26 protein-coding genes are annotated in these 19,300 nt (G+C 62.1%); 18 read left to right on the top strand and 8 right to left on the bottom strand.

Going from position 1 to position 19,300, the window contains the following annotated elements:
- Positions 1-235 precede the first annotated feature (235 nt).
- The 3 genes from NLM27_RS13785 to NLM27_RS13775 all read left to right on the top strand — a co-directional run bounded on the left by NLM27_RS13785 (position 236) and on the right by NLM27_RS13775 (position 2,193).
- Positions 236-622 carry a hypothetical protein gene (locus NLM27_RS13785; RefSeq protein ID WP_254143813.1) on the top strand — a complete coding sequence of 129 codons (387 nt, stop codon included), beginning with the start codon at positions 236-238 and terminating at the stop codon, positions 620-622.
- A complete protein-coding gene (locus NLM27_RS13780; RefSeq protein WP_254143812.1) occupies positions 619-1,947 on the top strand; it encodes a hypothetical protein in 1,329 nt (442 codons plus the stop codon). The genes NLM27_RS13785 and NLM27_RS13780 overlap by 4 nt, the downstream gene beginning before the upstream one ends.
- 90 nt (positions 1,948-2,037) lie before the next feature.
- Positions 2,038-2,193: a hypothetical protein gene (locus NLM27_RS13775; RefSeq protein ID WP_254143811.1), complete on the top strand. Its 156-nt coding sequence runs from the start codon at positions 2,038-2,040 to the stop codon at positions 2,191-2,193.
- Here the strand turns inward: NLM27_RS13775 and NLM27_RS13770 are convergent.
- On the bottom strand, positions 2,186-2,446 hold the full coding sequence (locus NLM27_RS13770) for a hypothetical protein (protein WP_254143810.1): 261 nt from the start codon (positions 2,444-2,446) through the stop codon (positions 2,186-2,188). The two genes, NLM27_RS13775 and NLM27_RS13770, sit on opposite strands and share 8 nt — an antisense overlap.
- 854 nt (positions 2,447-3,300) lie before the next feature.
- Here NLM27_RS13770 and NLM27_RS13765 point away from each other — a divergent pair.
- The 3 genes from NLM27_RS13765 to NLM27_RS43575 all read left to right on the top strand — a co-directional run bounded on the left by NLM27_RS13765 (position 3,301) and on the right by NLM27_RS43575 (position 4,041).
- Positions 3,301-3,492 (top strand): hypothetical protein, encoded by a 192-nt coding sequence (locus tag NLM27_RS13765; RefSeq protein ID WP_254143809.1) that lies wholly within the window; start codon positions 3,301-3,303, stop codon positions 3,490-3,492.
- A 266-nt stretch (positions 3,493-3,758) separates the two neighbouring features.
- A complete protein-coding gene (locus tag NLM27_RS13760) occupies positions 3,759-3,938 on the top strand; it encodes a hypothetical protein (protein ID WP_254143808.1) in 180 nt (59 codons plus the stop codon).
- Entirely contained in the window at positions 3,910-4,041 is a 132-nt protein-coding gene (locus NLM27_RS43575) for a hypothetical protein (RefSeq protein ID WP_256569967.1), read from the top strand. Before NLM27_RS13760 ends, NLM27_RS43575 begins: the two co-directional genes overlap by 29 nt.
- An 87-nt stretch (positions 4,042-4,128) precedes the next feature.
- Here NLM27_RS43575 and NLM27_RS13755 read toward each other — a convergent pair whose 3' ends face one another.
- Positions 4,129-4,281, bottom strand: a complete 153-nt coding sequence (locus tag NLM27_RS13755) for a hypothetical protein (RefSeq protein ID WP_254143807.1) — start codon at positions 4,279-4,281, stop codon at positions 4,129-4,131.
- A gap of 58 nt (positions 4,282-4,339) precedes the next feature.
- Positions 4,340-4,531, bottom strand: coding sequence for a DUF3072 domain-containing protein (locus NLM27_RS13750; RefSeq protein WP_254143806.1), 192 nt, complete (start codon positions 4,529-4,531; stop codon positions 4,340-4,342).
- Between the two features lie 95 nt (positions 4,532-4,626).
- Between NLM27_RS13750 and NLM27_RS13745 the strand changes: the two genes are divergently transcribed.
- Positions 4,627-4,860, top strand: a complete 234-nt coding sequence (locus tag NLM27_RS13745; protein ID WP_254143805.1) for a hypothetical protein — start codon at positions 4,627-4,629, stop codon at positions 4,858-4,860.
- The gene (locus NLM27_RS13740; protein WP_254143804.1) at positions 4,857-5,081 is read left to right on the top strand and encodes a hypothetical protein; all 225 of its coding nucleotides are present in this window, start codon (positions 4,857-4,859) and stop codon (positions 5,079-5,081) included. Before NLM27_RS13745 ends, NLM27_RS13740 begins: the two co-directional genes overlap by 4 nt.
- A 279-nt stretch (positions 5,082-5,360) precedes the next feature.
- On the opposite strand, the gene NLM27_RS13735 is transcribed toward NLM27_RS13740, so the two are convergent.
- On the bottom strand, positions 5,361-5,525 hold the full coding sequence (locus NLM27_RS13735) for a hypothetical protein (protein ID WP_254143803.1): 165 nt from the start codon (positions 5,523-5,525) through the stop codon (positions 5,361-5,363).
- 944 nt (positions 5,526-6,469) lie between these two features.
- On the opposite strand from NLM27_RS13735, the gene NLM27_RS13730 reads away from it, so the two are divergent.
- From NLM27_RS13730 to NLM27_RS13715, 4 genes are all read left to right on the top strand, one after another.
- Positions 6,470-8,503, top strand: a complete 2,034-nt coding sequence (locus NLM27_RS13730; RefSeq protein ID WP_254143802.1) for a VTT domain-containing protein — start codon at positions 6,470-6,472, stop codon at positions 8,501-8,503.
- On the top strand, positions 8,503-9,177 hold the full coding sequence (locus NLM27_RS13725; RefSeq protein ID WP_254143801.1) for an endonuclease/exonuclease/phosphatase family protein: 675 nt from the start codon (positions 8,503-8,505) through the stop codon (positions 9,175-9,177). The genes NLM27_RS13730 and NLM27_RS13725 overlap by 1 nt, the downstream gene beginning before the upstream one ends.
- A 247-nt stretch (positions 9,178-9,424) precedes the next feature.
- Positions 9,425-9,616: a hypothetical protein gene (locus NLM27_RS13720; protein ID WP_254143800.1), complete on the top strand. Its 192-nt coding sequence runs from the start codon at positions 9,425-9,427 to the stop codon at positions 9,614-9,616.
- 217 nt (positions 9,617-9,833) lie between these two features.
- Positions 9,834-10,151: a DUF1476 domain-containing protein gene (locus NLM27_RS13715; RefSeq protein ID WP_254143799.1), complete on the top strand. Its 318-nt coding sequence runs from the start codon at positions 9,834-9,836 to the stop codon at positions 10,149-10,151.
- 19 nt (positions 10,152-10,170) lie between these two features.
- Here the strand turns inward: NLM27_RS13715 and NLM27_RS13710 are convergent, their stop codons facing one another.
- The gene (locus NLM27_RS13710) at positions 10,171-10,749 is read right to left on the bottom strand and encodes a TIGR00645 family protein (protein ID WP_254143798.1); all 579 of its coding nucleotides are present in this window, start codon (positions 10,747-10,749) and stop codon (positions 10,171-10,173) included.
- A 197-nt stretch (positions 10,750-10,946) separates the two neighbouring features.
- Between NLM27_RS13710 and NLM27_RS13705 the strand changes: the two genes are divergently transcribed.
- Positions 10,947-11,237: a hypothetical protein gene (locus tag NLM27_RS13705; protein WP_254143797.1), complete on the top strand. Its 291-nt coding sequence runs from the start codon at positions 10,947-10,949 to the stop codon at positions 11,235-11,237.
- A gap of 33 nt (positions 11,238-11,270) precedes the next feature.
- Here NLM27_RS13705 and NLM27_RS43570 read toward each other — a convergent pair whose 3' ends face one another.
- Together NLM27_RS43570 and NLM27_RS13700 are read right to left on the bottom strand one after the other, a co-directional pair.
- Positions 11,271-11,399 (bottom strand): hypothetical protein, encoded by a 129-nt coding sequence (locus NLM27_RS43570; protein ID WP_256569966.1) that lies wholly within the window; start codon positions 11,397-11,399, stop codon positions 11,271-11,273.
- Positions 11,400-11,773: 374 nt separating this feature from the next.
- Entirely contained in the window at positions 11,774-12,013 is a 240-nt protein-coding gene (locus tag NLM27_RS13700) for a hypothetical protein (RefSeq protein WP_254143796.1), read from the bottom strand.
- 206 nt (positions 12,014-12,219) lie between these two features.
- On the opposite strand from NLM27_RS13700, the gene NLM27_RS13695 reads away from it, so the two are divergent.
- Positions 12,220-13,155 carry a septal ring lytic transglycosylase RlpA family protein gene (locus tag NLM27_RS13695; RefSeq protein WP_254143795.1) on the top strand — a complete coding sequence of 312 codons (936 nt, stop codon included), beginning with the start codon at positions 12,220-12,222 and terminating at the stop codon, positions 13,153-13,155.
- Here the strand turns inward: NLM27_RS13695 and NLM27_RS13690 are convergent.
- Positions 13,149-14,117, bottom strand: a complete 969-nt coding sequence (locus NLM27_RS13690; protein ID WP_254143794.1) for an alpha/beta fold hydrolase — start codon at positions 14,115-14,117, stop codon at positions 13,149-13,151. The two genes, NLM27_RS13695 and NLM27_RS13690, sit on opposite strands and share 7 nt — an antisense overlap.
- A 154-nt stretch (positions 14,118-14,271) precedes the next feature.
- On the opposite strand from NLM27_RS13690, the gene NLM27_RS13685 reads away from it, so the two are divergent.
- The 4 genes from NLM27_RS13685 to metG are packed head-to-tail and all read left to right on the top strand — an operon-like array spanning position 14,272 to position 19,294.
- On the top strand, positions 14,272-15,546 hold the full coding sequence (locus NLM27_RS13685; RefSeq protein ID WP_254143793.1) for a D-alanyl-D-alanine carboxypeptidase family protein: 1,275 nt from the start codon (positions 14,272-14,274) through the stop codon (positions 15,544-15,546).
- Positions 15,547-15,548: 2 nt separating this feature from the next.
- The gene (gene tmk, locus NLM27_RS13680) at positions 15,549-16,235 is read left to right on the top strand and encodes a dTMP kinase (protein ID WP_254143792.1); all 687 of its coding nucleotides are present in this window, start codon (positions 15,549-15,551) and stop codon (positions 16,233-16,235) included.
- Positions 16,232-17,278, top strand: coding sequence for a DNA polymerase III subunit delta' (locus tag NLM27_RS13675; RefSeq protein ID WP_254143791.1), 1,047 nt, complete (start codon positions 16,232-16,234; stop codon positions 17,276-17,278). Before tmk ends, NLM27_RS13675 begins: the two co-directional genes overlap by 4 nt.
- A gap of 48 nt (positions 17,279-17,326) precedes the next feature.
- Positions 17,327-19,294 (top strand): methionine--tRNA ligase, encoded by a 1,968-nt coding sequence (gene metG / locus NLM27_RS13670; protein ID WP_254143790.1) that lies wholly within the window; start codon positions 17,327-17,329, stop codon positions 19,292-19,294.
- Positions 19,295-19,300: the final 6 nt, after the last annotated feature.

Here is a 19,300-nt window from a genome sequence, read left to right as displayed (position 1 = left end):
TGCTTTCACAGATGCAGGCCAACGGTGAGAACATGGACTGTCATCGTGAATGGCCGCGGGGGCCATTTCCCAGATTGTGCTGACAGCGCCGACGGCCCCTTGAGTGACGGCAATCGCGGCGATCTTGGGCGCGGTATCTCGACTTTGGATTGTTCTCATGAGAAGATGCACGTGTTCTCGTTGAGAAACGCGATCTCCCTGCATATTGCGCAGGGACAAAATTGCGGGGCTTTCCGTGCGCGAATTTGAAGAGGGCGCCGTATTGTACGTGCGCGCAATTGCTGGACTGCACGTTGTTACGCTGGCCTGGGACTTCGCGCCGGGCCAGGAAGCCAAGAAGACCGGACTATTGGGCTTCGCCATCGAGCGCACCGAGTTCGACAGGAACGGCAATATCCACGAGCGCTACTTCATCCGAGGGATCAAGCGCTTCAAGCACAAGGATGAGGGACTGGCGCCCGGAACTCCGGTGCCGACGTCGGAGCATCCAATTCAGACATTTCAGTGGGGCGATTACACGGCGAAGCCTGAGACAACCTACGAGTTCAGTGTGTCATCCCGGTCTACGGCAAGCCGAAACTGCTCGAACTCGATGTTGCATCGGCAACCAAAGTTCGTGTGAGCACGGAGGCCGAGGAGGGCGGAAAGAAGCCCGGAGAAACCACCCACGACATCTACTTCAACCGTGGCGCGGCCAGGTCTCAGGCGTTCGCCCGCAAGTTCGGCAAGACCGAGCTCGATGAAAACGACCCCAACTCGGATGCGATGAAATGGCTTTCCCGTGGCTTGTTCGAGGCGCTCATCAAGTTCATCGAATATCCTTCAACGTTGCAACCCCCCGACGCGTACGCCTTGCGGGCGATGCTTTACGAATTTCGCTACAAGCCCGTCGGTCTGGCGTTCAAGAAAGCGAAGAATGCGGGCGTCGACGTCGATATCCGCTACGAGGCACAAAGCTATGCGGACGAAAACGAAGAGATGATAGCCGCGGCCAAGATCAACAGCATCTCCACACCGCAGAAGTCACGCGCCGGAATCAGGCATAACAAATTCATCGTCCTGCTCCACAACGGCGCACCGATCGCCGTCTGGACGGGGTCGACGAACATTTCCTCGGGCGGCATCTTCGGCCATTCCAATGTCGGCCACGTCATATGGGACGGTGAGATTGCACAGAGCTTCCTCGACTATTGGGAGCGCCTCGCTGCACCGGACGTGACGCTGGCTCCCCTGAAGAAAGCGAATCTCGCTGTCGACGCGACGCCTGCGCGCCATACCTTGCCGCCGAAGAATCGCATCTTGCAGCTGTACTCGCCGCGCGACGAAAAGACCAAGCCCACGACGCTGGAGTGGTATGCGGATCTCCTCGCCGACGCCAAGCGGATGGCCTGCATCACCTTCGCGTTCAATCTGGACGACTTCTTCTACGAGGCGCTCGCAAAGGACGATGATACGCTCCGCTATTCGCTGTTCGACAAGGATCCCGGAGACGAATTTGCCGACGAAATCAAAGTCACGGGTAACAGTGTCATAGCGCCCGGAGCCAAGCTTTCAAAGGGCGACCTCGAATTCTTCCTCGGCGAGAAGCTGACGGGTTTCAACCGCAACTTCTACGTTCACGACAAGTTTCTGCTGATCGATCCCTTGAGTTCGGACCCGGTCGTCGTAACTGGCACCGCCAACTTCAGCAGGCCGTCGCAGAACGCCAACGACGAGAATATGCTGGTCATGCGCGGGAACACGAGAGTCGCCGACATCTATTTCGGCGAGTTCATGCGCGTGTTCGACCACTTCTACTCGCGCTATGTCGTCAAGAAGATCAAGGAGGCGGGCAAGGGCGACCCGGACGCTGGATTCCTGAAGGAGGATTGGGAAGAATGGGTGCCCGGTCATTTCAAGGCGGGACAAAAGCAGCTGCGGCGTCAGATATTCATGAAGCGGGATTGAGCACCGACAATTGGGATTTCAACGCCAGCCAAGCCTGAGCCGGGGCCCCAGGAGCAAGAGGAATCCTGACCCTTCAGGTCGGGCATCTCGATGGCCTCGGTCGAAGCTCTCCTGTCGCGGAGGCAAGCCAAGATCGACACCATGTGCGAGCAGCGGGATGCCGTGAAGACCGGGCCGGGCCACAACAAGGGCAAGGTTGCTGGAAGCGTAGGTGGTGAAGATGAGGCGGATTTCGGCTCTATCTGACGCTCTGCGCGGAAGGGGGCGGATAGTCGCTTACGGCAGGCAACGCAAACCGGTTGAGGATGGCGAGCGGGATCGAATATTGGTGGTCGAAGGCGTTCACGACGACCACGAGATCGAGCTGAGGCAGGATGAAAAGGCGTTGGCCGCCACTGCCGAAGCCGGCGGTCCAGGTCAGGTCGTGACCGCCAAGCAGCGAACGGCCAAGCCACCACTGATACCCATAATATAGCGCTCCGTGCCCGTCGGTGTTCATTCGCGGCATTTTGAAGAGCCGCCCTTCCGCGAATGCAGGTAATGCAGGTGGCGATGTGTCCTCTGACCCGATCGCCGCAGCGATCGACTGGCTGGATCGTACCGTGGTGGCGAAATCACTGCTGTCCGTCGCGAACGGCCGAGCCTGTTGAGGATCAACCTCGTGACATGCGCCGCGCGCCATGAATGGTGGCGCGCATCACAGGCTGTCTTCTCGAACCATATCAATGATCCAGCGCGCCGCCGACGAAGCTCCGAATTTTTCATGCCGCTGGAACGCTGCTAGTTGCCGCCTTGTTGGATCACGTATGTCTCGTGACCGTGCGCGTTGCAGGATAACCGGAGGCGGCTGAAACTCATGTACAGAGACGCGCTCTCAGATCAGTTGAGGCAAATCGAACGCGAGGTCGTTCAAGGAGAGCGCCAACTCGCTGCGCAAGAGGCGCGTCTTGTCGAGTTGAAGCGACTAGGTGACGACACGACTGCAGCCGAAGCGGAGTTGGAGATCCTGCGCAGCGACCAGCGTCGTCGCGAGCAGGACCGGCAAGGAATCCTTTTGCGCCTCCAACCCTAGTTGCGTCTCGTGCGACGCCGTTCCTGTAAGATTATTGAGTTCGATTCCTGCGTGGACGGTCCTGGCTGCGGGTTCGCAAAGCGACCGCGGAGCGAAAGATGGCCCCAGCTCCTTGGGGCAGGGGCGGTGAGCTGGGGCCTTCGCTTTGCCCTTTGGGGGCGGGCATCGGGACAACTTGGCATCCGCGAAAACGTTCCCCGATCGTTTGGCTACGAGGTGGCGCGGCGACGAACAGGAACAATTTCCTTCCCATTCTGTTCTGCCGGGAAAAGGAGGCAAACGTGCCGGATGTCATCGAACACATCATGCGCACTTACTGCATGATGACTTCGCTCACCGAAGAGCGGGCCCACAAAGCTCGGGAGAGCCTTGTTCGTCACTTGGCTGGCTTTGAGGGGACCGAGCGGGAGATCGCCATGGAAGGCATTCGGTTCTTACGTGAGCCGCGACCTGCGAGGCTCCGCCGCAGCTGAGATCAATGATTTCCGCGAAGCACCACTGCTACTGGTCGATCTCGTCATCTGTCTCGTGACGCGGAGACCGCCTCGGCGTTCGCGACCCGTCCAAGCCCTCAGGAATCCGAAAGCCACCTCGGTCGAGCCAAAGTTCTACGCTGACGTGGAGGGTCGCGACGTCACTTCCGAAGGGCTGTTGCGGGCAAGCTCATTCAAATGAGCTAAGCAAAGGAACGCGCCGTTCCCAATCGCGTTTTGCTTCACAGAATGATTGGAGTACCGGCATGGCGGATCGCGTGAGAGAAACCGTCAAACAGACTCAGGTTATTCTGGCGAGCTATGTCGAGCCGGGGTCGCGCGACTGCAACAAGACAATCAATGATCTGCTTGATGTCCTCGATGACGAAGAGCTCATCGAGGCCATGGAGAGGGAAAATGCGCAAGGCGCTAGCAGAACTCAGTGAAGACGAGCGTCACGTGCTGCTTTATCTGGCCGACCTCGGCAGTGCAGCATGTCTCTCCGGCCTGATCGTCAGCATCATCAAATTCGTAGGCGAACTGTTTTGACAGAGCCGCCCGATTGCCCGCCTGCTTCGGCGTCGGCTTTGCGTGCGAGAACCAGCCCGGTCAACGAAGCCACCCCGCGCGAATTCCTCACGCCGCCTTGCCGACACCCTTCGCCGTGATCTCGACTTCGAAATAGCCCATGTCGCGTAGCTCGGCGGCCTTCTTCTCGGCCGCCTCCCTCGTGTCTCTTTTCAAAATGATCTGGCCGGCACCGTCGCGGGCACAAACGAAATAAGGCATTTTCGATTCCCAATTTCGTTTGCATACACACGGCCCGGGCTTCCCGCAATTCTACGGGTCACTGCTCCAGCCCGGCCTTTTGCCGCAGCTTGTCAATCAACTCGGACGCCTCGGCCTTGGTCAGCTCGTCCTCGGGAAGGTTCTGATGCGCCTGCTCGGCGAGGGTCTTGAGGTAGGATTCCTGGGCTCCCGTCATCGGATCGTCCCCGGAAACCCAGTCCTTCGGGGCCTTCTGGGTGTTGTCGGCCATCGCGCATCTCCTATTCCGCTTCCGTCCAACGTCGGACTCGACTCTTCGTTCCGTTTTTGTTCTCATGACGGCATATTCAAATCGCGAGGTTGAACATGCCGGACCTGGACCATGTCAGGCGGGAGATCGAACGGATGCGCATCCAGATGGGCAGGCAGAGGAAGGAGATCCTCCAACTCCAGCGTGCGCGGATCGGGACGGCCTCGGCCGAAGCTCTGCTGTCGCGGATGGAGGCGAAGATTGAAAGTCTTCGCGCGCAGCGGGACGCGCTTAGGATTGCGCGGCCGCGCCGGACCAAGGGCAGGGTGCTCGGCGGGAGGACATGGTGAGCAGGCGATGGTTCGACGATGAACGCGAGCTATCGCCCTTCCTGACCGCGCTCGAGGACGTTCGCCGAAAGGCGACGCGGGAGGGGTGGTGCTATGCCCATGTCCAGGCCATCATCGTGGCGATCGACCAATACGCGGAAGCCGCGACAGGCAACCGCGAGTATTTCCTGAACAAGCCGGTTTCGATTGGTGATAGCCGAAAGACTGGGGACATTCCGTGAGGGGTTGTGATCCCGGTGTCGTTGCTCCCATCGCGTGGTTGCATCGTTCTGAGCAGGGCGGAAGCCAAACTGGCTGCTGCGCTTGTCGCGGCGACGTCCTGCCGATCCGCGGAGTGCTGAGCCATGGTGAAGCCGCTCAGCCGAAAGGGCATCACTCGGCGACGCACCACCTGAGCCGCACTTGTTGATGGCCAACAAGTACCAATAGACGATGATAGAGAGCGGCCCGCCCGCACGAGCGGCGGGAGCCGCCAACTGCTGCTGCCCTACTTCTCTGGCTCAAGCGTGCCGATGGGGCGGCTTGTCCTCTCGGTTGAGCAGCCCCAATCGTCGTTCCAGCTCTTCCTTTTTGGCCACGAGCCTCGCGGCGAGAATGTCGTTGACGACCGTGTGGAGTCGCCACAGCTCTTCGACAGACATGCTCTCGAACGGCTTCCGTTCCATGAATCCCCCGACTCGCGCATCCCCCCAGAGCTTGGGCTTAAAGGCGCGAGTCGGCAACTGGTCGTCGGTTGAGTGCGGAAGGTTTACTTGCGTCTACGGCGTGAGCCTGGCTTTTCGGAAGCTCGCCGGCTCCGGCAACGGCGCAATTGAGCTTGCGCCACTCGATTTCGCAACACGCCCAATTCCGCGATTTGACTTTCGAGAAGTGCCATACGTTGGTGCAAAGCAATGGCATAGGGAGTTCGATCCAGAACAATCATCACGACCTCAAAATACGCAACTATGAAAATAAAACTGAACAATCTCAGCATTACGTCAGTACACGAACACAATTGCAAGGCGAATCTGCTGGCCGGATGAGACATGGTCCCCCAGCCTGAACCTGGGCCACCTGCGACGATCGCGGGGGTGATCGCCGCGAACGGAGCCGAGGACAGGCAGATATTTGCATCATGGCCGGCTCCCGCTCGCGCAGGCGGAGCGGGCTCCGGTCATTCCGCCTTAACGATCCCCAAAGCCGGGACCGCCTCTTTGCCGGCGCGCTAAAACAGGAAAAGCCGCAGCGTGGTTCCAGCCCCCACTGCGGCCATCCCGGATAAAATAGAAATCGGTTCTCAAATCTCGCCGGTGTTCTCATAGTAGAACACCCCGTTCCGAAAAAGGATTCCGTAGAACTACCGCTTTTCGACGTTCGACCCATTGTCAGTCGGGTGCGAACATGGCACGGCTCGCACTCCAGCCCCTACTGCTCCCGGCAGCCGATCCAATTGCGGATCAGAGCGCCGGGAGTGCTCGGCCCAGCAGCGTGAAGGGCAGGCTATTTGGAACCTCCAGAGCGTTCAGGACGTTGAGCCGCGAATGCGACTTGCGAGGTCCACCTGCTTCAGAGTTCATCGACCCTGATCCCCGGCGAGACTGTCTGGCGGCAGTGCGAAGCGCGGCGCGTGACGGTTCTGAACGATGCTGCCAACTACTTCGCGGCCCTGCGCGAAGCGCTGCTCGAGGCGCAAGAACAAGTCTATATCGTCGGATGGGACATCCATAGTGAGACCAGGCTGGTCGGAGCTTCCGGACGCGCGGAAGACGGCTTGCCGGACCAGCTTGGTCCATTCCTGCGCGCGCTCGTTGAACGCCGTCCCTCCTTGCGGGTCAACATTCTCGTCTGGGACTTCGTCTCCTTCTACGCGTCCGAAAGGGAGTGGAATTCGGCTGGAAAATTTACCGCGCAAGCATGTGGCCGCGTCCGATTTCATCTCGATTCCACGCTTCCGTTCGGTTCGGCTCAACACCAGAAGATCGTCTGTATCGACGGTTCGCTGGCATTCGTTGGTGGGCTCGATCTGACGATAAGGCGCTGGGACACGAGCGACCACTGCGCTGAGTCCGTATTGCGCCGCGACCCTGAGGGTAGGCCATATCCACCCTTTCACGATGTTCAATGCATGGTCGACGGGGAGGCTGCGGCGTGGCTGTTCGACATCGCAAAGGACCGCTGGCGTGCTGCAGGTCAACAGAGCGACGATCGGCGCCCGCTGAAGAGCATTCCGTGGCCGCCCAATGTGCCGGTGGAGGCCGAGCACTTGCCGGCGGGTATCGCGAGGACTGAGATCGTCTGTCCTGCAGGTTCAAGTATCAAGGAGGTCGAGCGCTCATTGACTGCGGCGATCCGCTCAGCGACGAGATTCGTTTATATCGAAAACCAGTTTACCAGCGCCATCAAGATTGCGCGTGACTTGGCGGAGCAGATGCGTCGCGTACCTTCGCTTCGGGTTCTCGTTGTCACTCCCAGACTGCATTCCTCGTGGCTGGAATCCCAAGCCATGCAGAACGGCCGTGGTGCCTTCTTCGCGTGCTTCGGTGAAGCGGGCGTCGCAGATCGCATCCGCTTCGTCTACCCGGTCTCACGCAGCGGGGACATGGACGCTGCGGTGATGGTGCACAGCAAGCTCATGATCGTCGATGACCGGATCTTGAGAATCGGCTCGGCGAACCTGAACAACCGGTCGATGGGCGCTGACAGCGAATGTGACCTGATTCTTGAAGCAGCATCCGACGAACATCGGGATTTCATCGCTTCGGTTCGCCGTCGCCTGATCGCTCATTTTTGCGATCTCGACGAACAGACCGTGGCGCAAAACGAGGATCGCCTTTTCGCGCTCCTGGACGACGTGTCGGGATCGGGTGGGGCGAAGATGCTGCGGGACGTGGAATCCTCGATTCTGATCAGCGCACTGGCCACGATGGTTCAGCCGGTGGCTGATCCTGAGCGACCGCTTCATCTGGAGCGGGCGGCATCTCGCATGTGGAGCACGAAGACGCTAATCGGGATCGTGTCGATTACCGTTGCGCTTTTTGGATTGGCGATCGCCTGGTCGTACACGTCCCTGAGCGGTATCGCCGACGCAGGTCGTATTTCGACGCTACTGTCCGCCTATTCGCATTCCCTGTGGGGTCCGCTGTTTGCGATCGCAGCGTTTGTCGTGGGCGGGCTGATCGTGTTTCCGGTTCTCGTGCTCATTGCAGCAACGGCTGCTGCACTCGGGCCGTGGCTGGGGTTCATCACCGCAATGGCCGGGGTCTTGCTCAGCGCTTTCGTCCTTTTTGCGATCGGACGGGCACTCGGTCGACAGCGCCTCCAGAATTTGCTCGGACGACGTGCCGGGCGCATCCAGGAACGGGTTGTCGGCAAGGGTGTTCTGGCCGTCGTGGTCATCCGGATGATTCCCATAGCACCCTTCTCGGTGGTGAATGTCGTGGCGGGTGCGAGCACACTTCCTCTTCGTGACTTTCTGGTCGGGACGCTGCTGGGCATGATGCCCGGTATTCTCGCCATGGCAGTTCTTGGGGCTCAGATCGCAGATTTGGCGAGGAACGCGTCCTGGAGCAGCGGCCTGCTATTGGCGCTGGCGTTTGCGGGCTGGCTTGGGATCTGCGCGGGCGCACAATTCGTTGCGACGTGGCTCGCCGGGAGGCGCTGATGGCGCCGATGCGCTTCATGACGTGGAATGTGCACGGCACGTTCAATCTCAATCCGAAGTTCGATCTGGAGGGTGTTTGCTCCATCGTTCGCAAATGGGCCCCTGATGTTGTCGCACTTCAGGAGGTCGATTCCCGATCGCGGTCAGACGATCCCTTCGGGAAGTTGGCAAGCGTGGTCGGCGACCACCGCGTTCACGCCAAGTCGATTGTCACTGAGGATGGCGACTACGGTCAGATGCTCCTGAGCCGTTTTCCATTCTCCGATGTGCCCGAGATCGTCGATGTGTCGTATCGAGAGCGCGAGCCACGCAGAGCGATTGCCGTAGAACTGCTGACGCCGGTCGGCGATGTGCGCGTGGTCGCTACGCACCTCGGCCTAAGTATCCACGAGCGCTATGCGCAGGCTCGAGCCCTGGTAAGCCTGGTGAAGCCAGAAAGGACCGTCGTCCTCGGCGATTTCAATGACTGGTTTTGGGTGAAATCGGTGCGGCGCGTGCTCGCGCAGGCCTGCCCCAACCGTACGCGGCTGCGGACTTTCCCAGCGCGTTTACCCATGCTCCGACTTGATCGGATCTATGCAACGCCCGACAGCCGGTTCGGGAGCATTTGGACCGACGCGGAAGCAAGAGCCTATTCAGATCACCTGCCCGTCATTGCAGATATCGAAATCTAAAATTTTCTGCCGACGGGAGACGATCCTCGTCGAGGCTCATCAGCGCTCCTAGCGATTTTCCGAAGATGACAGAGAAGGCTATTGTTTTGCCCGACGGGTCAAAACGGTTTTGCGCGGATGCAAAAGCCGTTGTGACAGCAGGACTTAGCTACTGTGCATGGGGTTGTTTTCGCGAATATTATGTCAGCGTCTATGCCCTTTAATTGGCCCGTGCGGAACTTTTTCCTCACCGCCACGTTGTTTCGCCATGACTGAAGACCTTTCCTTCCGACGCAAACCCCTGACCCCCGAGCAGCGCCAGGCGCGCGATGCCTCACGCCGGATCGAGGCCGAAAAGGCCATGCGCGATCATGAAGAGGCGCAGAAGGCGTTTTACGCCAACAAGGAGCGGCTGAAAGCCGAACGCCTCGCGCGTGAAGCGGCCGCGGCGAAGGGCTGACCGAGCACCTACCCCAAATCTCTTGACGCGATCTTTCCGACGCCCATCGGCTCTCGTACCGGTGGGTGTCGTTCTATGCCATGGGCCGTGCCGGCGGCCTTGACGGCGTTTGCCTTCCGGGAGGAAGCTTAAAACGATCATCAACTGACGAATGACGGAGACGTTTGCTCCCAGCCAGTCCGATGTCCCATCAGCGAAAACGATAACGGAGCTGACCATGACCACGTTCGACAAGCGCGAGCAGGGCTTCGAGGCCAAATTCGCCCACGACGAGGAGCTGATGTTCAAGGCCACGGCCCGGTCGAACAAGCTGCTCGGACTCTGGGCCGCAAGCCAGCTCGGTCTCAGCGGCGATGCTGCCGCGAGCTACGCGACGGCGTTGGTCACGGACAATCTGGAGAGGCAGACGATCGACGACGTCGTGAACAGGGTGTCGGACGATCTCGCCGCCAAGGGCGTGGCGCGCGAGCAGGTCGCCCAGAAGCTTCTGGAGTGCCTGCGCCAGGCCATGCATCAGCTCGAAGCCGACAAATAGCAAGGCCGATCGTCGTGCTTCACTCGGCGTGCCTGCGCATCCCGGAATCGCTGAGCTTGTCGACATAGGCGATGCCGATCGCCGAGACGACGAAGGTAAGGTGGATCAGGACCTGCCACATCACGCCGCTCTCGGTGAAGCCGGCGCGGTTCGAGCCGAGATTGCCGGCCTCGATGAAGGTGCGCAGCAGCGCGATCGAGGAAATGCCGATGATGGCCATGGCGAGCTTGATCTTCAGCACGCTCGCATTGACGTGGCCGAGCCATTCCGGCTCGTCGGGGTGACCCTGGAGCTCGAGCCGCGATACGAACGTCTCGTAGCCGCCGACGATCACCATCACCAGCAGATTGGAGATCATCACGACGTCGATCAGCGCCAGCACGCTCATCATGATCTGCTGCTCGGTGAGGTCGAGCGCGTGCCAGGACAGATGCCAGAGCTCCTTGAGGAACAGCGCGATGTAGACGCACTGCGCCACGATCAGCCCGAGATAGAGCGGCAGCTGCAGCCAGCGCGAGCCGAAGATGATCATCGGCAGCAGGCCCAGGCGCGGCGCGAGCAGGCGGGGTTCGGTGCTGGGTCCAGGCTCAACCGACATTCAGGCTGCATCCTCGCATCGAGATGATCTCGCCGTCATGTAGCCGGATAAGATGGCCGGCGGAAGACGCGGCGGCGCGCGTGTCGCCTTCCGGGGATGGTGTTGTTTCGTGCTACCGTCCGATCGGCCGTCGCGCGGCGGCGGGAAGCGGGAGGTGGTGAGTGCCTTGGGCAGTGTCTTCGGGAGTGTCTTGGGGAGTGCCTTGGACCGGCTTCGGCAGAGGGTTTGGCGGGATCGCGCTCGCGGCCGCGATCATGGCCGGCGCCGGCGGCGGGGAGGTATCGGCAACGCCGCTGACGCCGTTTCGCTACGAGGCGCAGGCGCAGCGTCATTGTCCGCACGATCGGGTGGTCTGGCTCGATTTCAGGAAGGGCGTCTACTACACCAGGGGCCAGAAGCGATATCGACAGGGCTTTGACGGCAGCTTCGTCTGTCTGAGCGAGGCCCGCGACGGCCGCTATCGCCGCTCGCTGTTGGGTCTGCGCTGAGCGGCGCGTGACCGGGCTCGAAAGCGGAGCCGGCTATTTTCGGCTCGGCAGCTTCACCGGCACGTGCGGGGAGGTGCTGATGGCCCGGGGACTTCCGTCCGGATAGGTGCGATCGCCGCGGATCAGGGATTCAAGAACCAGGAAAAATTTCTCGGCAAGCATGTGAGTCACCTTCGTTGGTGATGGCCTCTTGAAATGTAAGTCGAGGCGCCGAACGCGGAAATTCAATCAACTAAACGGGAGCAGGACAATCCCGGGCAAACACCTGCTTGCGGCGCAACATAGTCGTCGTCGGGAAAGCGAGAAAATCTCGTTCGAAAATCTCGTTCGAGGTTAGCCGAAGGCCAGTGCCACGAGACTCGAGCACAACAGAACAAAGCCGCCTGCGGTCAATACCAGGAAGCCATCGGATACGAGGTCATGGTTACGCATGGGACACCTGCCGCTCTCCTTTTCGATGCTCAATCGGATCGATTAAAATTGTCCGAACGTGCCGTCTTGAAAGAGGTGATGCTTGCTGCCCCGCGCGAGTGCCTTCAGGCCCTCGTGCGGTAACCTTCAAACGCATGGGCCAGGAAGATGCCAGCGCTTACCAGACCCATCAGTGCCGAAACCGTCTCGATCATCGTTAAATTCCAAATCCCGCCCTTGCGTCCGAGAAAACGCGTGCGGCCTTGCACAGTCAAAAGAATTTCGGTGAGCGGCGCGACAATGGGGGTGGAGTGAGGATTTGGCGCAACAGAATGTCCAGCCTTGGCACAGAGCAGGGTGCCCACGCTCCGTAGATCAACGGGGAGGCGCGAACGTCCCGTTTACCATCCCGGCGTGATCGCTGCGGGCTCCCCATTTCCGCCGTGTTCCGGTTGCGTTATCCTTACCGCTTCCGATGCGGTGGTGGGCCGCCTCGGATTAGAGGATCGGACGGCGCGCCCGTAGCCAACGCGGGTTGGGCATGCCGCCGGCGTAATGGTATTTGGGGCGAATGGGGATCCGACGGTCAGATTCGGTTTTGCGGGCCGCGCGTGGTGTTGCGGCGGTCGCTACCTGCCTTGCGCTCGCCAATTGCGCCTCCTCGAACAAGTTCGCCAGCCGGGTCGATCCGAAATACGGCGTGTCCTCGAGCCCCCGGGTGGTGGCTTTTGGCGATCCGGTCCCGAAGGGCGGCGGCACTTATCGCGTCGGCAAGCCCTATGTCGTGGCGGGCAAGACCTACGTGCCCGAGGAGGATGCCAATTACCGCGCCGAGGGCATGGCGTCCTGGTATGGCGATGATTTCCATGGCCGCCTGACCGCCAATGGCGAGGTGTTCGACATGACCTCGCTGACGGCGGCGCATCCGACCCTACCGATGCCGTCCTATGCGCGGGTGACCAATCTCTCGAACGGCAAGTCGCTGATCGTCCGCGTCAATGATCGTGGGCCCTATCACGGCAACCGGCTCATCGACGTCTCGAATAAGGCCGCCGAACTCCTTGAATTCAAAGGTAATGGTGTCGCCAAGGTCCGGGTCGAATATGTCGGCCGGGCGCCGCTTGAAGGCTCCGACGACCGCCAGCTGATGGCCACCTTGCGCACCGGCATTCCGGCGCCGACGCCCTCGATGGTCCGGGTCGCTTCGGCCAAGCCCTTCGTGCCGGAATTGTCCTCGTCGAACCGCGGGACCATTCGGGGCGAGGTTCCGATGCCGGAAGGGCGGCCCTACAATCTCGGCAACAGCTCGGCCGACATGGCGTCGCTGAATGCGACCTCGGAAATGTCGGCCTCGAGCCGCAGCCGAGGGCGGGCGCTCCAGAACGCGCGCGCGGTGTCCTATGACGAGGACGGCCGCTATGCGAACGAGAGCGCTCCGTCTGCCGGCTACGCCTCGGACGGCGCCGCCGAGGCCCGCAGCATCCTGAGCGGTCGCGGGCTCTACTGAGCCACGCTTTCCTTCAAGCTCTCCTGCAAGAACGTCACCAGCGCCGCGTTCACCTGCTCGGGCCGCTCCTGCTGCACCCAATGGCCGGCGCCATCGAGGATCAGCTTGCGCGTGAGGTTGGGCAGCACGCGCTCGAGCTCGTTGACGCGCTTTGCCCCGATCAGACCGGTGATGACAGCGTCCTTCGAGCCGGCGATGAACAGCGACGGCTGATGGATCTGCGCGTCCTGCCAGGGCGCCGTCAGCTCCCAATTGCGGTCGATATTGCGGTACCAGTTCAGCCCGCCGCGGAAGCCGGACTTGCCGAAGCTCTTGGTGAAATAGGCGAGGTCAGCCTCGCTCAGCCAGCCGGGCAGTGGTTCTTCTGAGGTCGCATGGCCGAGGAAGCCCTTGCCTTCTTGCACGAACATCGCCGCGGACGGATCTGCCAGCCCGCGCCCGCCGAGCACGATGCGCATGGTGCGGGCGACGTCGCGCTCGAGCTCGGCTTCGGCGATGCCGGGTGTCTGGAAATATTGCCAGTAGAAATTGGTGATGCCGCCCTGGCGCAACAGGTCGAGCGGCTTGCCGCGGCCGCGGAACGGCGGCGGCACGCTCAGGCCTGCGACCGCCGTGAAGATGTCGGGGCGGAACAGCGCCGCATGCCAGGCCACCGGTGCGCCCCAGTCGTGGCCGACCACCATCGCCTTGGTCTCGCCGAGCGCCTGCACCAGGCCAACAACATCGCCGACTGTGTCGAAGATGGAGTAGGCGGCAACCTCGGGCGGCGCTGCGCTCTGGCCGTAGCCGCGCATGTCGGGGGCGACGACGTGAAAGCCGGCCTCTGCCAGGGCCGGGATCTGGTGGCGCCAGGAATAGGACAGTTCCGGCCAGCCATGGCATAGCACCACCAGCGGTCCCTGGCCCTGTTCGCGAATGAAGAGCTCGACCCCGTTGGCCTTGATCGTTCGGGTGGAGGACATTCGCTTTTCCGCCTTGTTTCAGGGGTTTGGTCGGGAAATGTGAGGTGCCACGATAGGGGCGCGACGAGAATCGTGCAATCTCAGGAACGCGCGTCCAACCTCATGTTGTTCGCACCTGTTCCAGCTGTTAGAACGCCGCTCTCAGGGCTTGGCCATGGCATTTCATCCTTCTTTGCTCCGTCGCCCCCGGCTCACCGCCGGTGCGCTGGCGCGCCGGCTGATCGCGACGGTTCTGGTCATGGTCCTGGTTTTGGGCATCGGCTGGGGCGGGGCGCTCTACGCCGCCAACCAGAGCGTCCAGGGCGCCAAGAAAGCGGAAGACTCCGGCTTCGACGGCGATGCCCCGACCGCAATCCTGATCGAGGCCTCCTCAGGCAGCGTGCTGTTCGAGAAGAACGCCGACGAGCTGCGCGCCCCCTCCAGCATGATGAAGCTGATGACCGCGGAGGTCGTCTTCAACGCCATCAAGAAGGGCGACATCAAGCTGACCGACGAGTACCGGATCAGCGAGAATGCCTGGCGCAGGGGCGGCGCGCCCTCGGGCGGCTCGACCATGTTCGCCGCCATCAACAGCAAGGTCTCGGTCGACGACCTCCTGCACGGGGCGATCATCCAGAGCGGCAACGACGCCTGCATCGCGCTCGCCGAAGCCATGGCGGGGAACGAGCGGATTTTCGCCGCCGACTTCATGACCAAGCGCGCCCGCGAGCTCGGTCTCACCAGGTCGACCTTCGCCAATTCCAACGGCTTGCCCGATCCCGGCAACAAGATGACGGTGCGCGAGCTTGGCATCCTCGCGCGCCACATCATCTTGGACTTCCCCGAATTCTACAAACTGTTCGGCGAGAAGGAGTACACCTGGAACAAGATTCGCCAGCCTAACCGCAATCCGCTGCTCAATTCGATGGAAGGCGCCGACGGTCTCAAGACCGGCTACACCAAGGAAGGTGGCTACGGCATGGTCGGCTCGGCCGTGCAGAACGGCACGCGGCTGATCGTCGTCGTCAACGGGCTCGACGATCCTGAAGACCGTGCCACGGAAGCCAAGAAGATGTTGGAATGGGGCTTTCGCAATTTCGAGACCCGCACGCTGATCGCGGCCGAGCAGCCTGTCGGCTACGCCAAGGTGTTCGGCGGCGAGAGCCGTTCGGTGAAGCTCGTCGCCAAGACGCCCGTGAAGGTGATGGTGCACAAGAACGGCAGCGACAAGCTGATCGCGCGCATCGTCTATAGCGGCCCGGTGCGGGCGCCGGTCGAGGCCGGCCAGCGGGTCGGCGTGGTCAAGGTCTGGCGCAGCGGAAACATCGCGGTGGAGACGCCGGTCTATGCCGCCGAGGCTGTTGGCACCGGCTCGACCATGCGCCGCGCGATCGACGGCGCCAGCGAGCTCGTGATCGGCATGTTCCGCGCAGGCGCCGAGAAGCTCTGACCATGAGTGAAAGCGCAGTAAGGTGGCCGTCTGGACGCGGACGCTTCGTCACCTTTGAAGGTGGCGAAGGGACGGGCAAGTCGACCCAGATCAAGAAGCTCGCCGACCGCCTCAAGGCGGCGAGGATGCGCGTCCTCGTCACGCGCGAACCCGGCGGTTCGCCGGGCGCCGAGATCATGCGTCATCTGGTGCTGTCAGGCATGGGCAAGCTGCTCGGCCCCGAAGCCGAGACGCTGCTGTTCGCCGCTGCCCGCGATGACCACGTCCGCACCGTGATCCAGCCCGCGCTCAACCAGGGCGCCTGGGTGCTGTGCGACCGTTTCGCCGACTCGACGCGGGCCTATCAGGGCAGCCTCGGCCGCGTGCCCGACGGCCTGATCAACGCGATGCAGCGGGTCACAATCGGCGATCTCAAGCCGGACCTCACCATTATCCTCGACCTGCCGGTCGAGATCGGCTTGCAGCGCGCCGCCGCGCGCCGCGGCAGCGCCACACCCGACCGGTTCGAAGGCGAGAACCTCAAGTTCCACCAGGGCCTGCGTGAGGCCTATCGCAAGATAGCCGCGGAAGATCCCTCGCGTTGCGTGCTGATCGACGCCAATTCCGATCCCGATACGGTTGCCGGGCGCATCTGGACGGCGTTGCGCGAACGTCTCCTTTCCACGCCGACATCAGTGGTCTCCGCATGAGCCCGCGTCAGACCGAGCGCGAAACTGCCATTCCGCATCCGCGCGGGACATCGAGGCTGTTCGGCCACCGCGAGGCCGAGACGGCGCTGCTCGCGGCCTATCGCAGCGGGCGCATCCCGCATGCCTGGCTGATTGGCGGACCGCAAGGGATCGGCAAGGCGACGCTGGCCTACCGCATGGCGCGCTTCGTGCTCGCCCGTGGCCAGCCGTTGGCGCCGCCCATGCAGCGCGCCGAAGACCTTGCGATCGATCCCGATGACGCGGTGGCGCGGCAGGTTGCGGCGAGCTCGCATGGCGGCCTGTTGACGCTGGAGCGTACCGCCAACGACCGTGGCGTGATGCGCACGGTGATCACCGTCGACGAGACGCGCGAGACGATCGGCTTCTTCGGCTCGACGGCCGCCGCCGAAGGCTGGCGTGTCTGCATTGTCGACACCGTCGACGAGCTCAATCCAAACGCGGCCAACGCGCTATTGAAAATTCTCGAAGAGCCGCCGCAGCAATCGCTGTTCCTGCTGGTGAGCCACGCGCCCGCACGCGTGCTCGCCACGATCCAGTCACGCTGCCGCAAGCTGCGCCTGCGTCCGCTCGTCACGGACGACGTGATCGCTGCTGCGGCCTCGGCGGCCGACCTCGATCCGAACGATCCGGCGCTGCGCGAGGCGGCGGACGCCGCGGAGGGCAGTGTTGCGCGGGCGCTGACGCTGCTCGGCGGCGATGCGCTCAAGCTCCAGCAGCGCACAGCGGCAATGCTCGCGCGTCTGCCGCAGGTCGATCCGCGCGAATTGCACACGCTCGGCGATTCGCTTCCCATCAGCGACCGCGTCGCGCTTGCCGCCTTCATCGACGGCATCGACCGCTGGATCGCGGAGCGCCTGCATGCGGACGAAGCCAATGCCAACCAGAACCTGCCGCGCCTTGCGCGGCTAGCTGAGGTATGGGAAAAGATCGTCCGCGCCGCGCGCGACACCGAAACCTACAATCTGGAGCGCAAGCCCTTGGTTTTCTCGGTGTTCGGCTGGCTGGCGGACGCAACGCGCTAGGCGCAGGTTCGTTTCCAAATTTCGGAAAAGCCGGTAAAGGAATTCGTCGTGGCAACGCGAGCTAAGAAAACTGTCAAAGGCAAGAGCGGCAAGAAGGCTGCGAAGAAGGCCACCAAAAAGGCCGTGAAGGCGCGCGCGTCCAAAGCGGCCAAGAAAACCAAGAAGACCAAGAAGGTGGTCGCCAAGAAGACCGTGAAGAAACGCGCTGCGAAGACCTCCAAGAAGGCCGGCAGAACGGCTGCGAAGAAGCAGCCCGTCGCCAAGAAGGCGGCTAGCAAGGCCGCGACAAAACCGGCCAAGGCTCCGGCGAAGAAGGTGGCCAAGAAGGCAGGGGTGACTGCGCCTGCCGTGGCATCGGTTCCTGTCGCCACGCCGCCGAAGGCCGTGACGGCCAAAGTCTCGAAACCCAAGGCGACGCGCGCGCCAAAGCCGGTCGTAGCTCCGCAAGCCGTCGCGCCCGTTGCGGGCCCCGCGCGCGACAACGTCTTCTACATCACGACCGCGATCGCCTATCCCAACGGCAGCCCGCATATCGGTCATGCCTATGAGGCGATCTCGACCGACGTGCTGGCGCGCTTTGCGCGGCTCGACGGCAAGGACGTGTTCTTCCTGACCGGCACCGACGAGCACGGTCAGAAAATGGTTCAGACTGCGGCCGGCGAGAACATGTCCGTCTCCGCGCTCGCGGCCCGCAATGCCGGCCGCTTCAAGGAGATGGACGAGCGTCTGAACGTGTCGTTCGATCGCTTCATCCGCACCACCGAGGAGCAGCATCATCGCTCCAGCCAGGAGATCTGGCGGCGCATGGAGGCGAGCGGCGACATCTATGCCGACACCTATGCCGGCTGGTATTCCGTGCGCGACGAGGCGTATTACGCCGAGGATGAGACGCGCTTGAACGATGACGGCGTCCGGCTCGGACCACAGGGCACGCCGGTCGAATGGGTCGAGGAGAAGAGCTATTTCTTTCGCCTGTCGGCCTACGAGGACAAGCTGCTGAAGCTCTACGCGGATCATCCCGATTTCATCGGGCCGGACTCCCGCAAGAACGAGGTGGTGAGCTTCGTCAAAGGGGGGCTGCGCGATCTCTCGATCTCGCGCACGACTTTTGATTGGGGCGTGAAGGTGCCCGGCGACGAAGAGCACGTGATGTATGTCTGGGTCGATGCGCTGACCAACTACATCACCGGCGTCGGCTTTCCCGATGAAAACGACGGAAACTGGCGCTATTGGCCGGCCGACGTGCACATCATCGGCAAGGACATCATCCGTTTCCATGCCGTGTACTGGCCGGCGTTCCTGATGTCGGCCGGAATTCCGCTGCCAAAGCGGGTCTACGCCCATGGCTTCCTGTTCAACAGGGGCGAGAAGATGTCGAAGTCGGTCGGCAACGTCGTCGATCCCTTCAACCTCGCGGACCAGTATGGCGTCGACCAGATGCGCTATTTCTTCCTGCGCGAAGTGCCGTTCGGCCAGGACGGCAACTACAACCACGAGGCTATCGTCGCGCGCATCAATGCCGATCTCGCCAACGATCTCGGCAACCTCGCGCAACGCTCGTTGTCGATGATCGCCAAGCAACTCGGCGGCCTGCTGCCGGAGCCCGGTGAATTCAGCGACAATGACAAGGCGATCCTGGCGATGGCCGACGGCATGGTCGCCGCCTCGCGCGAAGCCATGGCGACCCAGCAGATCCATCATTGGCTCAACGCCGTGTGGGCCGTGGTCGCGGAGGCCAACCGCTATTTCGCGGGTGAGGCGCCGTGGGCGCTCGCCAAGACCGATCCGGTCAGGCAGAAGACGGTGCTCTATGTCACCGCCGAGGTCGTGCGCCAGATTGCGATCCTGGCTCAGCCTGCGATGCCGACGGCCTCGGGATTGCTGCTCGACAGCCTCGGCATCCCCGCGGACGCACGCAATTTTGCAACGCTCGGCGGCGCCACTCGGATCGCGCCCGGCTCGACTTTGCCGGCACCGACACCGGCGTTCCCGCGCTACATCGAGCCGGCGGCCTGAAGGCGT

The sequence above is a fragment of the Bradyrhizobium sp. CCGB12 genome (genome assembly GCF_024199845.1).
GTDB lineage: Bacteria > Pseudomonadota > Alphaproteobacteria > Rhizobiales > Xanthobacteraceae > Bradyrhizobium.
This window is presented reverse-complemented; position numbering and strand designations above follow the sequence as displayed.

What these genes read in the sequence shown, in the direction of transcription:
- NLM27_RS13775 (WP_254143811.1), top strand. Translation starts at nt 2,038, where the DNA reads ATGGCCTCGGTCGAAGCTCTCCTGTCGCGGAGGCAAGCCAAGATCGAC.
- NLM27_RS13770 (WP_254143810.1), bottom strand. Translation starts at nt 2,446, where the DNA reads ATGAACACCGACGGGCACGGAGCGCTATATTATGGGTATCAGTGGTGG.
- NLM27_RS13760 (WP_254143808.1), top strand. Translation starts at nt 3,759, where the DNA reads ATGGCGGATCGCGTGAGAGAAACCGTCAAACAGACTCAGGTTATTCTG.
- NLM27_RS43575 (WP_256569967.1), top strand. Translation starts at nt 3,910, where the DNA reads ATGCGCAAGGCGCTAGCAGAACTCAGTGAAGACGAGCGTCACGTGCTG.
- NLM27_RS13755 (WP_254143807.1), bottom strand. Translation starts at nt 4,281, where the DNA reads ATGCCTTATTTCGTTTGTGCCCGCGACGGTGCCGGCCAGATCATTTTG.
- NLM27_RS13750 (WP_254143806.1), bottom strand. Translation starts at nt 4,531, where the DNA reads ATGGCCGACAACACCCAGAAGGCCCCGAAGGACTGGGTTTCCGGGGAC.
- NLM27_RS13745 (WP_254143805.1), top strand. Translation starts at nt 4,627, where the DNA reads ATGCCGGACCTGGACCATGTCAGGCGGGAGATCGAACGGATGCGCATC.
- NLM27_RS13735 (WP_254143803.1), bottom strand. Translation starts at nt 5,525, where the DNA reads ATGGAACGGAAGCCGTTCGAGAGCATGTCTGTCGAAGAGCTGTGGCGA.
- NLM27_RS13725 (WP_254143801.1), top strand. Translation starts at nt 8,503, where the DNA reads ATGGCGCCGATGCGCTTCATGACGTGGAATGTGCACGGCACGTTCAAT.
- NLM27_RS13720 (WP_254143800.1), top strand. Translation starts at nt 9,425, where the DNA reads ATGACTGAAGACCTTTCCTTCCGACGCAAACCCCTGACCCCCGAGCAG.
- NLM27_RS13715 (WP_254143799.1), top strand. Translation starts at nt 9,834, where the DNA reads ATGACCACGTTCGACAAGCGCGAGCAGGGCTTCGAGGCCAAATTCGCC.
- NLM27_RS13710 (WP_254143798.1), bottom strand. Translation starts at nt 10,749, where the DNA reads ATGTCGGTTGAGCCTGGACCCAGCACCGAACCCCGCCTGCTCGCGCCG.
- NLM27_RS43570 (WP_256569966.1), bottom strand. Translation starts at nt 11,399, where the DNA reads ATGCTTGCCGAGAAATTTTTCCTGGTTCTTGAATCCCTGATCCGCGGC.
- NLM27_RS13695 (WP_254143795.1), top strand. Translation starts at nt 12,220, where the DNA reads ATGGGGATCCGACGGTCAGATTCGGTTTTGCGGGCCGCGCGTGGTGTT.
- NLM27_RS13690 (WP_254143794.1), bottom strand. Translation starts at nt 14,117, where the DNA reads ATGTCCTCCACCCGAACGATCAAGGCCAACGGGGTCGAGCTCTTCATT.
- NLM27_RS13685 (WP_254143793.1), top strand. Translation starts at nt 14,272, where the DNA reads ATGGCATTTCATCCTTCTTTGCTCCGTCGCCCCCGGCTCACCGCCGGT.
- tmk (WP_254143792.1), top strand. Translation starts at nt 15,549, where the DNA reads ATGAGTGAAAGCGCAGTAAGGTGGCCGTCTGGACGCGGACGCTTCGTC.
- NLM27_RS13675 (WP_254143791.1), top strand. Translation starts at nt 16,232, where the DNA reads ATGAGCCCGCGTCAGACCGAGCGCGAAACTGCCATTCCGCATCCGCGC.